At 47.3% G+C, this 15,369-nt stretch carries 10 protein-coding genes; 6 read left to right on the top strand and 4 right to left on the bottom strand.

Annotation, left to right across the window (positions count from 1 at the left end; translation table 11 throughout):
- Positions 1–108 precede the first annotated feature (108 nt).
- Genes GO003_RS03190 through GO003_RS03165 form a run of 6 tightly spaced genes read left to right on the top strand, consistent with a single transcriptional unit; the run spans position 109 to position 6,910 of the window.
- Positions 109–1,326, top strand: a complete 1,218-nt coding sequence (locus tag GO003_RS03190; protein WP_159651702.1) for a methyl-accepting chemotaxis protein — start codon at positions 109–111, stop codon at positions 1,324–1,326.
- Between the two features lie 21 nt (positions 1,327–1,347).
- Positions 1,348–1,716 (top strand): response regulator, encoded by a 369-nt coding sequence (locus GO003_RS03185; RefSeq protein ID WP_159651704.1) that lies wholly within the window; start codon positions 1,348–1,350, stop codon positions 1,714–1,716.
- Between the two features lie 29 nt (positions 1,717–1,745).
- Complete coding sequence (locus GO003_RS03180; RefSeq protein ID WP_159651706.1) at positions 1,746–2,078, top strand: STAS domain-containing protein; 333 nt, start codon at positions 1,746–1,748, stop codon at positions 2,076–2,078.
- Positions 2,075–4,276, top strand: a complete 2,202-nt coding sequence (locus tag GO003_RS03175; RefSeq protein WP_159651708.1) for a chemotaxis protein CheA — start codon at positions 2,075–2,077, stop codon at positions 4,274–4,276. The genes GO003_RS03180 and GO003_RS03175 overlap by 4 nt, the downstream gene beginning before the upstream one ends.
- Before the next feature lie 49 nt (positions 4,277–4,325).
- Complete coding sequence (locus GO003_RS03170; protein ID WP_159651710.1) at positions 4,326–6,359, top strand: methyl-accepting chemotaxis protein; 2,034 nt, start codon at positions 4,326–4,328, stop codon at positions 6,357–6,359.
- 17 nt (positions 6,360–6,376) lie between these two features.
- Entirely contained in the window at positions 6,377–6,910 is a 534-nt protein-coding gene (locus GO003_RS03165) for a chemotaxis protein CheW (RefSeq protein WP_159651713.1), read from the top strand.
- A gap of 136 nt (positions 6,911–7,046) precedes the next feature.
- On the opposite strand, the gene GO003_RS03160 is transcribed toward GO003_RS03165, so the two are convergent.
- The 4 genes from GO003_RS03160 to GO003_RS03145 form a co-directional block, all read right to left on the bottom strand.
- Positions 7,047–9,338: an acyl-CoA dehydrogenase gene (locus GO003_RS03160; protein WP_159651715.1), complete on the bottom strand. Its 2,292-nt coding sequence runs from the start codon at positions 9,336–9,338 to the stop codon at positions 7,047–7,049.
- A gap of 48 nt (positions 9,339–9,386) precedes the next feature.
- Positions 9,387–11,690 carry a 3-hydroxyacyl-CoA dehydrogenase/enoyl-CoA hydratase family protein gene (locus GO003_RS03155; RefSeq protein WP_159651717.1) on the bottom strand — a complete coding sequence of 768 codons (2,304 nt, stop codon included), beginning with the start codon at positions 11,688–11,690 and terminating at the stop codon, positions 9,387–9,389.
- Positions 11,687–12,829, bottom strand: coding sequence for a thiolase family protein (locus GO003_RS03150; RefSeq protein WP_159651719.1), 1,143 nt, complete (start codon positions 12,827–12,829; stop codon positions 11,687–11,689). The genes GO003_RS03155 and GO003_RS03150 overlap by 4 nt, the downstream gene beginning before the upstream one ends.
- Before the next feature lie 258 nt (positions 12,830–13,087).
- Positions 13,088–15,364, bottom strand: a complete 2,277-nt coding sequence (locus GO003_RS03145; protein WP_159651721.1) for an alpha/beta fold hydrolase — start codon at positions 15,362–15,364, stop codon at positions 13,088–13,090.
- Between the last annotated feature and the right edge of the window lie 5 nt (positions 15,365–15,369).

Genomic DNA, 15,369 nt, shown 5'->3' with positions numbered 1-15,369 from the left:
AGTCGACGGGTTAGCATTTTTCTATTTCCTAGCATGGTAGGAGGTTGTATCGATCGGAAAAGCAACTAATATCAACGCAGTTATTCTGCGAATTCTAGAGGAAATTTCATGTCACGCACAGCTAATTACCCAGCTGCTGAAGCTGGTGTAGGAAAAACCAGTTTTTATCTGCTTCCGGCCGGATTGGGATTAATGTCTGGGTTGCTGTTGTTGTTATCGTCGGGATTTGGTTTGTTGGGTTTTGTCGTGACTCTTGTCTTAATCCTGGCCGGCATTTCGATTGGTCACCTGTTATTCAATAAACAGCAAGCTCTGATACGGCTAAACAATGGGCGCTGGCAACAGGATGAAATGAATAAGCTTGATGATGTCAATGCTTATACTACTGAACTGGAGCGGTTATTTATTCATGTGGCGCCGATTCTGTTACGACAAGTGCAAACCTCCCGTAGCCATACTGAACAGGAAATCACGGTTTTAACCAGGCGTTTTGGAGTTATGGTTGATCATTTGAACAATATTATTAACGGCACAGGTCATGCCGAGGATGGTCGCGGAATTGATGCCTTGTTTTCAGATACTCATAAAGCTTTGAATCAAGTATTAAAAGCGCTTGCCGAGATTCAGAAAGTTGAACATGCCGTTGTCGATGAAGTTCGTAAACTGTCTTTGCATACGCATCAATTGGATTCTATGGCCCAGGAAGTTCGAAAAGTCGCCGAGCAAATCAATTTATTGGCATTAAATGCTGCGATTGAAGCCGCTAGAGCCGGCGAAAATGGCCGTGGTTTTGCCGTGGTGGCAGATGAGGTACGCAAGTTGGCAGGTTTTTCATCCTTGACCGGTAAAAAGATCAGTGCCGCGATAGAAGATATCAATTCTGCAATGACCAACACATTAAAGATGTCCGTTGCTTCTGGAACTAATGATGACCAAACCATCTGTGAGGCTGAAGAGGCAATCCAAAACACACTGACTGATTTACAGGATGCGCTGAATGTTTTTAAAAATGATGCTGAGACGTTAAGAAGCAGTAGTTCTGAAATACGGGACGAAATTTTCACAGTGCTGACAGCGTTCCAATTTCAGGATCGTGTCAGTCAAATGCTTTCGCATGTTGAGCATAACCTTAACAGCCTTCAAGGTACGGTGGAAAGTGCCACCAATGCAGGTGCCCAGAGGCATGCCAACATGATTAATGTCGATAAAACACTTTCAGGAATGGAGCTTAATTACACCATGCCCGAGGAATTGCTTAATCACCAGGCTAATAGCGCTGTTTCTCACCAGAGTGCCGCCCAAGACAACGATTTAACATTTTTCTAAACATCAACCAGGATTAAAACCATGGCAAAAACCATCATGATTATTGATGACTCTGCTTCCATTCGTCAGGTAGTCACTATTGCACTAAAAGGGGCAGGATATGAAGTAATTGAAGCTTGTGACGGCAAGGATGCGCTTAAAAAACTGACGGGGCAAAAAATCAATCTGATCATTACGGATGTCAATATGCCAAATATGGATGGAATTACCTTTGTGCAGGAAGCCAAAAAACTACCGTCCTATAAATTCACACCGATGATGATGCTGACCACAGAATCGGCCGACGATAAAAAACAGGCTGGTAAAGCGGCCGGGGCTAAAGCCTGGCTGACCAAGCCATTTCAGGCGCCGACACTGCTGGATGCGGTATCCAAACTGGTGTTGCCCTAACCTATGCGAAACGCAAATAGGATGTGTTCATGTCCATTGAAGTAAAGCAAGATAAAAAAGGCTCCATTCGCCTGACAATTCAGGATGAAATGACCATCTACACGGCCCTTCAGCAAAAAAAATTACTTTTCAGTCATCTGATTTCCGCAAAGTCATTACAAATCGATTTGGCAGGCGTTAGTGAAATCGACAGCGCAGGCTTACAGTTATTGTTGTTTCTAAAGCGTGAAGCAGTGCTCCACAATATTAAACTGAGTTTGATTCAGCACAGTCAGGCTGTGCTTGATGTGATGGAGTTGCTTAACCTCAGTAAATATTTCGGTGATCCCATTGTTATCTCTGCAGACAGGAAATCCTCATGAGTGAATTTGATGCCGCGTTAACTACCTTTGCCCAGGAATCAGAAGAACTTTTGATCTCTATGGAAGACGCGCTGCTGTCTCTGGAGTCATCACCGGATGACAGTGAGACTATTAACAGCGTATTTAGAGCGATGCATACTATAAAAGGCAGCTCCGGATTGTTTGGTTTTAATGCCATAGTCGCTTTTACTCATGAAGCTGAATCGGTACTGGATAAAGTGCGCAATGGTGAGCGAGCCATTGATGCCGAATTGATTTCTGTACTGCTGGACAGCAAGGATTTAACTGCGCGATTGATCGAACATTGCCTGACACAAAAGGATGCTCCTTTGCCGCCGGAACTGGAAGCGGCCAGCGCCAGATTGATAATGCAGCTTTCTGGCAGGAGGGAAACCGGTATTCAGGCCAATGAGGCAGAAACCTCAAAATTGGAAAGCGAAGGCGGCGGTGATATTTCCGTTGACGGAAGTTGGCTTATTTCTTTGAAATTTCAGGCAGACGCGTTGAGAAACGGCATGGATCCGCTGTCTTTCATCCGTTATCTGCAAACATTGGGCGAAATTAAGGAAATCATTACACTGACGCCCGGCATGCCGGACGGTGATGAGATGGACCCGGAAAGCTGTTACCTGCATTTCAAGATTGCTTTTCAAAGCGAAGCAAGTAAACAAAATATAGAGAGTGTGTTCGAGTTTGCCTCCGATGACTGCGATATTAATATTTTGCCGCCCAATTCTAAGGTTGAAGAATACCTCAACCTGCTGGACGCTCAGGATGAGAGTCATGTCAAGCGCGTTGGCGAAATGCTTGTGCAAGTCGGCGCGCTAACACAAAACGATGTCAATCGCGCTTTGCAAAAACAAAATGAATCACGGGAGAGTAGCGATCAACCGGGCAAGCCGATAGGAAAAATTCTGGTTGAACAGCATGTGGTTCAGGAGCCCGTTGTCGAGCAGGCCCTGAAAAAGCAGGAGCAGACCAAGCAAAAACTGGCTGCCGAAGCCAATTATATCCGTGTTGATGCTACTAAACTGGGACAGTTAATTAATCTGGTAGGCGAGTTGGTCATTTCCAGCGCGGCTATGAATCTGATAGTCGAACGGCATGGGTTAACCGATGCGGGCGATGTTGCCGCCAGCATGAATACTTTGGTTGGCAGTATCCGGGATACCGCGTTGGAATTACGTATGGTTCAGATTGGCGAAACTTTTTCACGTTTTCGCAGGATAGTGCGCGATGTGAGCAATGAGCTGGGTAAAACCATCGAGCTTCAAATAAGCGGAGGCGAGACAGAACTGGATAAAACGGTCGTTGAGAAAATCAACGATCCTCTCATGCACTTGATCCGTAATTCACTCGACCACGGCATCGAAAGTCCCGAACAGCGCCTTGCGGTTGGCAAACCCGCAGAGGGTATCGTGCAGCTCAACGCCTATCATGAATCAGGACATATTGTGATTCAGATTGCCGATGACGGTGCCGGCTTGAACTGCGAAAAAATTGTCGCCAAGGCCATCGCAAATGGGCTTATCAAACCCGATCATGGCTTATCACAGCAGGAAATTTTCGATCTGATCTTTGCTGCCGGGCTCAGCACAAAAGAGGCCGCCACCAATTTATCGGGGCGTGGTGTTGGCATGGATGTCGTCAAGAAAAACATCGAAGCGCTCCGTGGCACGGTAGGAATTGATAGCGAAAAAGGTCAAGGAACGACAATTACCATTAATCTGCCGCTGACACTCGCGATTATTGACGGTTTTATGGTGGGTGCCGAGATGGATCGCTACATCATTCCGTTAAGCATGGTCGACGAATGTATCGAAATGGATCCCAATGAATGTGAGATGGATGAAGTGCAACATTACATAAATCTGCGTGGTCAGGTTTTGCCTTATTTACGCTTGGGTGATTATTTTAAAAGCCGGAAGAGCGACACCGTAAAGCGCCGTGAGAGTGTTGTCGTCGTCAAGTCGGGTCAAAACAAAGCCGGTTTTGTCGTCGATGAATTACACGGCGAGCATCAGACTGTTATCAAGCCTATGGGCAAGGTTTTTGAAAATCTCAAAGGAATCACCGGAGCCACTGTGTTGGGAGACGGTAATGTCGCACTGATCCTTGATGTTCAAGGGCTGATACAGGCGGCGATCAAAAACAGAACCCGATCGGCAAGCTTTTTAAACGCGAAGCACATGCAGTAAAGATCGATGCGATTTCAGACATAACTTCAGTTATACAGGAAAAAACTCAATGAACATTAATGACCTCAAGATAAAAACCAAAATTCTTACTGGGGCAATGTTGTTAGTGGCGATTACTATTGGTTTTGGGCTATTGGCCAAAATTTATATAGGTGATGTCTCTGATGCGTTGTTCGGTATTACAGACAATAATGGTAAATCGGTGGAATACGCCACCGGCGTGGAAAGGATGGCATTTGCTACCATCATGGAAGAGAAAAACTATTTGTTATATGAAAAAGAAGAAACCTACCAACGTGCTGAAGAGAACGTCAAGAAATTGATGGGTTATTTGGATCAAGTCGATCAAGTCGGAAAAAAATATAACAATACTGAATTACTGACTCAGTCAAAAGCTGCCCGTGAAAGTACTTCAAAATATGCCGACAAATACCGTGCGGGTGTTGTCGCATTAAAAGCTAACAAAAAAGCTGTCGAAGAAATGGTCGAACGAGGCACTATTGTTGCCTCTGCCGCCGATGACTTTTTAAACCGTCAAATAAGTCTTTATCAGGAAGCTATGAAAAAAGGAGCAAGTGCACAAGAGCTTGATTCTTATGTGCAGCGCTACATCATAGCAGCCAACATCTATGTTAAAGCCATGGAAATCATGCGGGCTGAAAAAGAGGAAGTTAACTACAAGAATCGGGTTGCCTGGAAGAATATGGAAATCTGGCTGCCTGAATTGATGCAGTTGTATGATAACTTGCAAAAAATCGTTAACTCTGATGAAGCTATACGCTTGATTGATGCTGCGCGAAAAGCGACCCGGGATTATCAGCTTTCGGCGCAAGCCTGGATAAAAAATGATGATGAACTGAAAAATATTCTGAATGATATGGCCGATCTTGGCGACGATGTCATTAATCAGGCGCAAACGGCTGAAGAAGCAGGTTATGCTCAGTTAACTGTTGCACGGAATCAAGCTGAAGAATTAGTCAGCGAAGCCAATAAAATCATAATCGGGACCATTATCGTCGCATTGATTTTGGGTATTATGATTGCGATGTTCCTCGCTAATCTCATTACTGTGCCTATTACTATCGGTGTTAAATTTGCCCAATCCTTATCTAAGGGTGATTTGACCGCAAAACTGGAAGTGAACGGTAAAGACGAAATTGGTCTGTTGGCGCAAGCTTTACGTGATATGCGCGACCAGCTGAGTACTGTCGTTGAGCAGGTCCGTTCCAACTCAGACACCTTATCCAGTGCTTCTCAGCAGGTCAGTTCCACAGCGCAGGGTATGAGTCAGGCGGCTACTGAGCAGGCCTCAAGTGTTGAGGAAACCACTTCGGCCATCGAACAACTCAATGCTTCAGTGCAGCAGAACACCGAAAATGCCCATGTTACGGAACAAATGGCGACTAAGTCAGCCAATGATTCCCGAGAAGGCGGCGAAGCCGTAAATGAGACCGTTAAAGCGATGAAAAACATAGCCAAAAAAATCGGCCTCATCGAGGATATTGCCTACAAAACCAATCTGCTATCACTCAATGCTGCGATTGAAGCTGCGTCTGCCGGTGAGCACGGTAAAGGTTTTGCAGTGGTTGCTGCCGAAGTCCGAAAGTTGGCGGAAAGCAGCCGCGTTACTGCAGAGGAAATCAATGAACTGGCAACCAACAGTGTGGCTATAGCAGAGAAGGCTGGCGCTTTGATTGCAGCAGTAGTTCCCAATATTGTTAAAACGGCCGATCTGGTCCAGGAAATCAACGCCGCGTCAATTGAACAATCCAGTGGTATCAATCAAATCAATGATGCAATGCGGCAACTGGATAAAGCCACCCAGCAAAATGCGGCCAGCTCCGAGGAATTGGCGGCTACTGCCGAAGAATTAAATGGGCAGGCGACACAATTGCAACACGCAGTAGCGTTCTTCAAACTCGATTCAAGCGGCGCCAAATCTCAAGGCGGAGCTCGAAATAATCCTCCTTATCGTCAAAGCCGGTCTCCTGCCAAAGCAAGTTACACCAACAAGCCGGAAGTGAACAATGCAGCTGCTGATACCTCGCTTGATTTTAATGATTCGGATTTTGAGCGCTTCTAGTTCCTGGAGAACAGACCATGAGTAATCTGATCCGAAAAGAAAACGGCAAAAATGCAGTGGCGGTGCAGGAACAAATCGGACAATACCTGACGTTTCTGGTTGACAAGGAAAATTTTGCCATCAATATTCTCGATGTCAAAGAAATCATAGAGATAGCCAACGTTACGCATGTGCCGCTGACGCCTGACTATATTCATGGCGTCATTAACTTGCGTGGTAATGTTGTGCCGGTCATCGATTTATCGGCGCGGCTTAAACATCATAGCGCTGAAGTCAACAAGCGCAGTTGTATTGTTCTGGTCGAAGTGGATGTGCTTGAAGGCGCGCAGATGATAGGCATGCTGGTGGATGAAGTAAGGGAAATTCTGGAAATCCCGCCTGCGAATATTCAGCCCGCTCCCGATTTTGGTACCGACATTCGTACCGACTTTATCCAAGCTATGGCTCGTGTTGGTGATGTGTTCATCATCCTGTTGGCGATAAACCATGTTTTATCGTTGGAAGAGTTGTCACAGTTGAACAATCTCACTCACGAACAACCGGTAGATTGAAGCAGTTCGCCGAGATATCTTTAAGCCACTTACGCTCTGTATCTAGAGGGTAAGTGGCTTAGTTGCTATCTTAAGCACATCACTATTCCGCATTGGGATTGAAGTTCCCTGACATACTGCCATCCATTTGGAAGCGCTAATGTTTTTCCAGATCGTTTCTCGCAAAATCATCGACACTGATGGCTTTGAACCGCGCACTTTCTGCTTGAATGAGTAATTCGGCCTCTTCACTGCTGATGATATGCTTATCCAGTGCTTCAGACATGACATCCTCGATCGCGCCTTTCGATAGGTGGCGGTTTTTTTGTGCCCGGCGAATTTTGACTTCAACAGGAGCCGCGGCAAGCACTGCTTGGAACGCGATTTCGATACGGCCGGTAGGATCGTCATCTTGGGTATTGATGTAAATACCCTGCGTCAGTCGATCTCGGCTTGAAGAATCCGATAATAAAATCGCTGCCGCTTTATGAATGAGTAAATCGTCAGGTGTTTCATTGGGTTTGCCGAATGGAAACATCAAGATTCTGAGTGACCAGGATAAAGGCCGAAAAGGTAATAGTCGCAAAATGGCCAATAAGGATTGTTGGGCACTGTATAACGTGGTCTGGCAGGCCCAATCGACCAAGGGTAAATCTTCAACATGGCTACCCTGATTCTGGTAATGCTTAAGCACAGCCGAACATAAATATAAATTACTTAATGCATCGGCAAATTGCCCGGATAGACGTTCTTTCCGTTTTAAAGCGCCACCTAATGACAGCAGGGCGTAATCGACTAATACGGCAAAACCGGCGCTGAATCTGGCAATCTGGCGATAATAGCGGCGAGTGTTGTTATCACCGGGAACCTCTGAAAAACAGGCATTACTGCAACCGTACCCTATACAGTAAATCAGGTTGCGCAGCGTTAGCTTGATGTGCTGAACCAACAATTGATCAAACTCAAGCAAGCCTTGTTCTTTATTGGCTAGATGCAACGCGGCCATTTCCTGCTGAATCATAGGGTGGCATCTTACCGAGCCTTGGCCGAAAATCATCATCGTTCGGGTTAATATGTTGGCGCCTTCCACTGTGATGCTGACCGGAATCACCTGATACAAACGGCCCATGAAGTTGTGCGGTCCCAAACAGATGCCTGAGCCTCCCTGTATGTCCATCGCATCGTTAATAACGCGGCGCATGCGCTCGGTCAGTTCATATTTGATGATGGCGGAGATAACCGACGGTTTTTCGCCGTGATCAATTGCTGCCGCAGTTACTGAGCGAGCTGCATCCAGAATATACGCCTCACCGGCCATACGCGCCAAAGGCTCCTCTATCCCTTCAAATTCGCCGATGGGGAGGTTGAATTGTTTACGGATACGCGCATAAGCTCCGCTGTTGCGGCAGGCAAATTTTGCGCCTCCGGTACTCAGTGCCGGCAGAGAGATGGCGCGGCCGGTGGACAGGCTTTGCATCAGCATTTTCCAGCCTTTACCCACCTGTTCAACGCCGCCAATAATCCAATCCAATGGAATGAAGACGTCTTTGCCCCAGTTGGGGCCATTTTGAAAAGCCGAGTCTAAGGGGTAATGCCGACGTCCGATGGAAATACCCGGGGTGTGGGTGGGTATCAGAGCTACGGTGATACCGATATTCTCCTTATCGCCTAACAGATGGTCGGGATCATACAATTTAAAAGCAAGGCCTAAAACAGTGGCAATCGGCCCCAGTGTTATGTAGCGTTTTTCCCAATTCAGGCGAATCCCCAGGACCTTATCCTGTCCTTCGAACGCACCATAACAAACGATACCTGTGTCGCGCATCGCTCCGGCATCGCTTCCGGCGTAAGGGCCTGTCAATGCAAAAGCGGGGATTTCCTCACCCGCAGCGAGTTTGTATAAATAATGTTTTTTTTGCGCATCAGTGCCGTAATCAAGCAATAGTTTGGCAGGGCCCAACGAGTTGGGCACCATAACCGTAACTGCGGCACTGATGCTGCGGCTGGCGATTTTCATGACGACTTGCGAATGGGCATAGTCAGAAAATTCCAGGCCACCGTATTTTTTGGGGATAATCATGCCGCAGAATTTGTTGCGCTTGATGAAGTCCCAAACTTCAGGCGGAAGATCCCGCCGATTGTGAGTAATATCCCAGTCATCAAGCATCTGGCATAAGGCTTCCACAGGACCGTCAATAAAAGCCTGTTCTTCAGTGGTCAATTTGGCCGCGGGGAGATTTTGCAAAACTTGCCAGTTGGGCTTGCCGGAAAAAAGTTCTGCATCCCACCAGGTATTACCTGCTTCCAAGGCTTCCTGCTCGGTTTGCGATAGGGATGGCAAGGCCTTTTTCATTGCCTTGTAAATCGGCTCGCTGACCAGCAAGCGACGCAGGTCGGTTATCCAGGTTTTGTGTAAGGTAACTGTGCGTAAAGTTAATAACCCTTTCATTTGAGATCCTTGAGCATGAGATGCCCTGAGACGCTACTGTTTTATAAGCTAATTTCTCAGTGGCTTACCGGTTTGCAGCATATGTTCCAGTCTTGCCAGCGATTCAGGCTTTTGAGTCAGTGCCAGAAATGCATTCAGTTCCAGAGACATCAGGTCTTCTTCAGTTAATGGCTGGGTGATATCGCAGTCGCCGCCGCTCAATACCTGGGCCAGATGGTCTGCGATAACAGTATCGTACGCAGTGATTTTTCCAACGAGATGCATCGCCTGGCTTGCCATATTCAATAAAATGGCCGCGGTTCTGCCCGGCAGATTGTATTGATAGGGCTCTGGGGGCTGATATCCTGCGGACAAGGCTAATGTCTTGGCTTTTGCGTCGGCCAAAAGGCGGCTACGATTCATGGTAATGCCGTCGCGGGATGATAAAAAAAGGAGCGTCTTCGCTTCGAATGCCGATTTGGATACTTTGGCCATGCCTATGGTTTCAAATGCCTGACTGACTGGCGGAATGGGACCTCCGAAACGTTTTTTGTTTTCTAACTGTCTGCGCAAATATTCCTTACAACCACCCCAGCCGGGCAATAAACCGACACCTGCTTCGACGAGACCCATATAGAGTTCCGCATGAGCTTGAATGGCATCGCAATGCAGCAGAATTTCACAGCCACCACCCAATGACAGCCCGGAAGGCGCCCCCACTACAGGGAAAGGGGCATATTTTAAGGCTTGATAGGTTTCTTGTCCGACGCGTATCAGATTGGCAATAGCGGCGGTGTTTTTTTCTTTGATGGCGTTAACCAGTAATGACAGATTCGCACCGGCAGAAAAATGTTCGGCCTCGTTGTAAATCACTAAGCCCGCAAATTCTTTACCGATTTTGTCGATGGTTTTCCGGATCACGGTCATGGTGTCCATGTCGAGCGTATTCATTTTGCTGTGGAACTCCAGGCAAGCGATGCCGTCGCCCAAATCCCAGAGACTGGCTGACCGGTTGTGTAAAACCGGTGAGTTTGTTAATTTGCAGTCGGACAACAGTAAAACTCCGTCCGGTCGTGTCACCGGCTGATACTGTTTCAGTAAATCCTTACAGTAAAGCCTGCCGTTATCAGCGGTATAAAAAGACTTTCTATCGTCAATCAAGGCAGGTATCGTTCTATTTTCCAGATTCAAGCGATCGCAAAACCCGGCGGCTCCGATACGGTCGATCAATTCAAAAGGTCCGTAAGTCCAGTTGAAGCCCAGTTTCATTGCCATATCCACGGCAACGGGATCCTCTGCAACTTCAGGCAGCAGGGAGGCGGCATAGCAAATCGTTTGAGAGATGACGTTCCAGCAGAACGTGGCAATTTTATCGTTGCCGGACAGTATGAACTTAGGATCGGAGGCTAAGTCCATTTGCGGCTTAATGCTGATGCCATAATCGCCGGTTTTAAGATTGATAGATTCCTTGACGCGTTGCCCCTCGATCTGCAGCAAGCGATAAAACCCCCCTTTTCCTTTTCTGCCAGTGTAGCCGGCCGCTATCATGTTATTAATTAAATCGGGCAGAGGAGCGAGCTTTCGGAAATCATCGTCTTCCTGCAACATCTTATTGAAACCTTTGATTATGAGAGGAATAAGATCGATGCCGACCAGATCCAGTAAGCCGAAAATGCCGGTTTTTGGAATACCGAAAGGTTTGGCGATAGCCGCATCGGCTTCTTCTACAGTCAGGCCCAGTTTGAAGGCTTCCTGTACTCCGCATGTTATCCAGAAAGTACCGATACGGTTGGCAATAAAGCCGGGTGTGTCTTTACAAATCACACAGCCTTTGCCCAGGCGCAAATCGGCAAATTCGGCCACCGCCTGCTGGAATTCGGGCAGTGTTTCAGTGCCGGAAACCAGTTCAAGCAAGCGCATATAGCGAGGCGGATTAAAAAAATGGGTGATCATAAAGCGCCGTTTAAGACTTTCCGGCGCATCTGCCATCAGCAATTTGAGCGGCAAAGTGGACGTGTTAGACGAAATTAACGTAGTTGCCGGGCAAATGCCCTCCAATCGCTGGTAGAGCTTTTGTTTGATGGACAGATTTTCTATAACCGCTTCAATGACCCAATCGACCTCAGCCAGTTTTTCAATATCATCATCCAGATTGCCGGGTGTGATCAGCCGGGCATTTTTTGCCAGCATAAAAGCCGCTGGGTCGGTTTTAAGAAGTTTGGCGATGGCTGACTCGGCCAGTTGATTTCGCTGTGAAGCGCCTTCCGGCACAATATCTAACAGCAGGACAGGAACTCCGGCATTACTGAGGTGGGCTGCGATGCTTGCACCCATGACACCGGCACCAATAACAGCGGTTTTTTCGATGTTCATGAGATAGCCTCCAAAATAGTGGCAATGCCTTGGCCGCCACCGATACACTGGGTTGCCAATGCGTAACGGCGGTTTTCTCTTTGCAAGAGACTGGCCGCCTTGCCGGTAATTCGAGCGCCGCTTGCGCCTAGAGGATGACCCAAGGCAATGGCGCCGCCATCAATGTTCAGTTTTTGCAGAGGGATAGGCAATTCTTTGAGCACTGCCAGCACTTGAGCCGAAAAAGCCTCATTCAGTTCGATGATATCGATGTTGTCAAGCGTCAGTCCGGCGCGCTGCAAGGCTTTATGCGTCGCTTTGATCGGGCCTATCCCCATGATTTCGGGCAGGCAGCCGGACACTGCAATGGCTTTGATACGGGCCAATTTGCCGAGCGCATGCCTGTCGGCGTAATCTTCGCTGCAAACCAGGAGGGCGGCCGCGCCATCGGTGACCGGCGATGCAGTACCTGCAGTAATACTGCCACGGTTATCGAATGCCGGTTTTAAACCGGAAAGAGCAGCCAGCGATGTATCGGGACGAATACAGCCATCCTTAACGATCTGTAAACCATTGGGCAGCGTAATGGGTATAATTTCGTCTGCAAAACCGCCGTTTTGTTGAGCGGTAAATGCTTTTTGATGACTGGTTAGTGCAAAGGTTTCCTGGTCTATCCGGTCTATTTGATAGTATTTGGCCAGATTTTCGGCAGTTTCACCCATGCTGATATACGCTTGGGGAAAACGTTGATAAAGATCAGGATTAGGCATCATGTTGAATCCGCCCATCGGAATGCGTGTCATCGATTCCACTCCAGCGCAAATAAACGCTTCACCCGCATTCATTTGAATCGCACCGGCCGCTATATGTATGGCTTGCATTGAAGATCCGCAAAAGCGGTTAAGCGTCATACCTGCTACTGAAACCGGAAGATCAGCCAAATGAACAACCAGCCGGGCCAGATTGAGGCCTTGTTCGCCTTCTGGAAAAGCGCAGCCTAGAATCACATCTTCCAGATCCTCAGCATTAACGCCGGTTTGTTCAACCAGTGCTTTGATTACCTGTGCAATTAAATCATCGGGCCTGATTTGGGAAAGCTGGCCTTTGTGAGCTGGAGTAAAAGGTGAGCGGCAGTAACCTGCAATAACAACCTGTTTCATGATCCGTCTCCTGATTTTTATAATTGAATTCCCGGAAAAACGTTAATTTATGGTACCCGGTCACCCCCTTCCAAATTTATCTTGTGTAGGTGGTTGATTAAAAAGCCTTCTGCAACAGGGGAGAGCTACAGGGACGTATTCACGCGTCCTTTGAAATCAAGTACCTACGCACTCAATTTAAAGCGGGCGAGTAGTTACAATTTATGAAGTGTTGCGAGCAACGTATGGACTGTAACCTCCTGAAATTAATCGACAGATTTATAATTTATTAAGAAAACGGTCTGTTAAAGCCCACGTGCCGGCAGTATTATCCATTAAAATTCCGTGGTGGCGTGCCTTAATCAATTCCATTTCTTTTTCTTTTGACCCAATCAGAGTGAATAGTTCCGTGGCTCCAGAGGCTGCAACAATGGGGTCTTCATCGGCTTGAATGATGAGCGTGGGAGCTGTAACCTTGGAAAGCAGCTCATAGAGGTCGAAAATCAAACGTCTTAATTCGTAGAGACTTTTAATCGGAGTGTTGCGGTAGTTAATATCCGGGTGTTCAGTATCATTCTCGATAAAAGGTTTTACGCCCTCATAGCTTGAAACCCATTCGACCAGTTTATTGGTGCCATGCAAAAAAGGGATGAGCATAAAGGATTTGCGCATGAATTTGATCGGGACAGAGGAGGCGATCACACCGATGATATGCTCCGGATAGTGGGCCGCCAGTTTAAGCGCGAGCGCCCCCCCGGTAGAAAAACCGGCAACAGCAATCCGGTCTGTATAAGCGCTGAGAATATTAAATCCGCGGTCGACGGATGCGAACCAGTCTTCCATCGCTTGAGCTCTAAGTGCATACGGTGAGGTGCCATGACCTTTCAGGCGGACGCCCAGCACGGTGTAGCCCTGTTGAACCAGATGTTCGCCGTAATGACGCAGTTCCGCTGGTCTTGCCAGAAGACCATGGATAAGCAGCACCCCTTTACCGTTTGACTGGGCGGGATGCAGCAAATAGGGAGAAGCATCTGCCGTTGCAGACTCTTTCCGGTTGATGTCGTCGTAACGCGCTTTGCGGTAGGACTTTTGTTCCCACAGCAGCGCCCTTAGTTCATCCTCAAACTGCCAGCTGGCCATTTGCTGTGCGGAAGTATGAGGATATTCAGTCAATGCCTGAATAGCGGTTTTTCTTACATCGGAAATCGGCCAGACTTCGTTGTTATAGACCGCGATGAGGTTTTCCAGGCGTATGGTATCGATATCATACGCCTGACATAATTTGGGCAGGAAGTGATAGTCTGTTTCGTCCTCAGTGATCAGTTTGCTGTCTTTAGCGACACAAATAAACTGTTTAAAACGTTTGCTGAGCCCTTGAGCCAGGTCAATATAGTCATCCGGATTCAGAAGGCTTCTGTGCAGGTTGATACGTGTGTTGTTTTGAAGATGTTTAACCGCAATGTAAAGCGTTTTGTAAAAGCGGTCCTTGCCGATTTTCTGCTGACCGGTTCTGATGCAATGCATAATCAGGCTTGCGGCAATATGACTCAAGTTGATCGTCACATTGGCATAGATGTTAACCATATACCGGTTACGTGTGTTGCCAGCACTTTTTTTAAAGTAAACCCCCAGCAGTTTTTGTTTCCAGTTTTTGGGAGCCGTGTGCAATTTAAAGACATCGTCCAGAGATTTGAATTCGGACTTGACCATTTCCATCAGATAGCGATTCCACCAATGCCAGTCCTCATAAGGATCGACCGGCGTTCCCATGCGAATATCCATGTCAGTATCTTTTAGCAGAATATTCCCTTCGACCAAAAGTTCCTCGGTTTGGCGCATGCTCAGACCGTTGGATATCAACTCCACGCCTTTTTGTAATAAATTTTCCGAAGCACGGATGGGGTAAAAGGTAATGTTGGAAGGAACAATCAATGTGGGCTTGATTGCGGCAATCAAAAGTTGTTCCAGGCTGTCTAGCCTAAGTTCATCTTTCCATCGCAGCAACTGAACGTAGTCCTTGTTTGAATAGGCATTGCGGATGGTGGCTTTAAACGCTTCAATACCTTGGGCCAATACGGCCGCGCCGGTATGATGTTTGCGATGTGCGCCGGTTATCCGGGAAAAAATACGGTAACGGCCTTCCTTGTCCATAACGCGCCGGTCTTTAACCATGCCGCCTTCAGGAAAAATAATGACCTTGCGGCCTCGAAAAATCTGACTTGCCAGCAATGGAAAGAGGCGGGGGTGATCATGGGGGAAAACGCCTGCTGATTTTAAATAGCGGGACAGAATAGTGTCTTCCTTGAAAAATTCGCCTGAAGCTACGGCGCAACTGTATGCGCCGGTTTTTTCATAAATCAGGATTTGCGGAATGAATGTTTCAAAGCGGGAAAAATGGTTGAATAAAAAAATATCCCCTTGCTCGGCTTGATTCTGCGCATGCAGTTTCATCTTTACGCCGAGCATATTTTTGACTGACCCGAATAGTGATGCCGTTCTCTCGTATACCGCCGGGTCTATATCGAACCAGTCAAGGGGGTAGGATAATCGGGACATGGTTT

Origin of the sequence: Methylicorpusculum oleiharenae, from assembly GCF_009828925.2 — a bacterium.
Lineage (GTDB): Bacteria > Pseudomonadota > Gammaproteobacteria > Methylococcales > Methylomonadaceae > Methylicorpusculum > Methylicorpusculum oleiharenae.
The sequence above is the reverse complement of the archived record's forward strand: the minus strand, read 5'-3'. Positions and strand labels throughout refer to the sequence as shown.

What these genes read in the sequence shown, in the direction of transcription:
- GO003_RS03170 (WP_159651710.1), top strand. Translation starts at nt 4,326, where the DNA reads ATGAACATTAATGACCTCAAGATAAAAACCAAAATTCTTACTGGGGCA.
- GO003_RS03150 (WP_159651719.1), bottom strand. Translation starts at nt 12,829, where the DNA reads ATGAAACAGGTTGTTATTGCAGGTTACTGCCGCTCACCTTTTACTCCA.
- GO003_RS03165 (WP_159651713.1), top strand. Translation starts at nt 6,377, where the DNA reads ATGAGTAATCTGATCCGAAAAGAAAACGGCAAAAATGCAGTGGCGGTG.
- GO003_RS03180 (WP_159651706.1), top strand. Translation starts at nt 1,746, where the DNA reads ATGTCCATTGAAGTAAAGCAAGATAAAAAAGGCTCCATTCGCCTGACA.
- GO003_RS03185 (WP_159651704.1), top strand. Translation starts at nt 1,348, where the DNA reads ATGGCAAAAACCATCATGATTATTGATGACTCTGCTTCCATTCGTCAG.
- GO003_RS03175 (WP_159651708.1), top strand. Translation starts at nt 2,075, where the DNA reads ATGAGTGAATTTGATGCCGCGTTAACTACCTTTGCCCAGGAATCAGAA.
- GO003_RS03190 (WP_159651702.1), top strand. Translation starts at nt 109, where the DNA reads ATGTCACGCACAGCTAATTACCCAGCTGCTGAAGCTGGTGTAGGAAAA.
- GO003_RS03145 (WP_159651721.1), bottom strand. Translation starts at nt 15,364, where the DNA reads ATGTCCCGATTATCCTACCCCCTTGACTGGTTCGATATAGACCCGGCG.
- GO003_RS03155 (WP_159651717.1), bottom strand. Translation starts at nt 11,690, where the DNA reads ATGAACATCGAAAAAACCGCTGTTATTGGTGCCGGTGTCATGGGTGCA.
- GO003_RS03160 (WP_159651715.1), bottom strand. Translation starts at nt 9,338, where the DNA reads ATGAAAGGGTTATTAACTTTACGCACAGTTACCTTACACAAAACCTGG.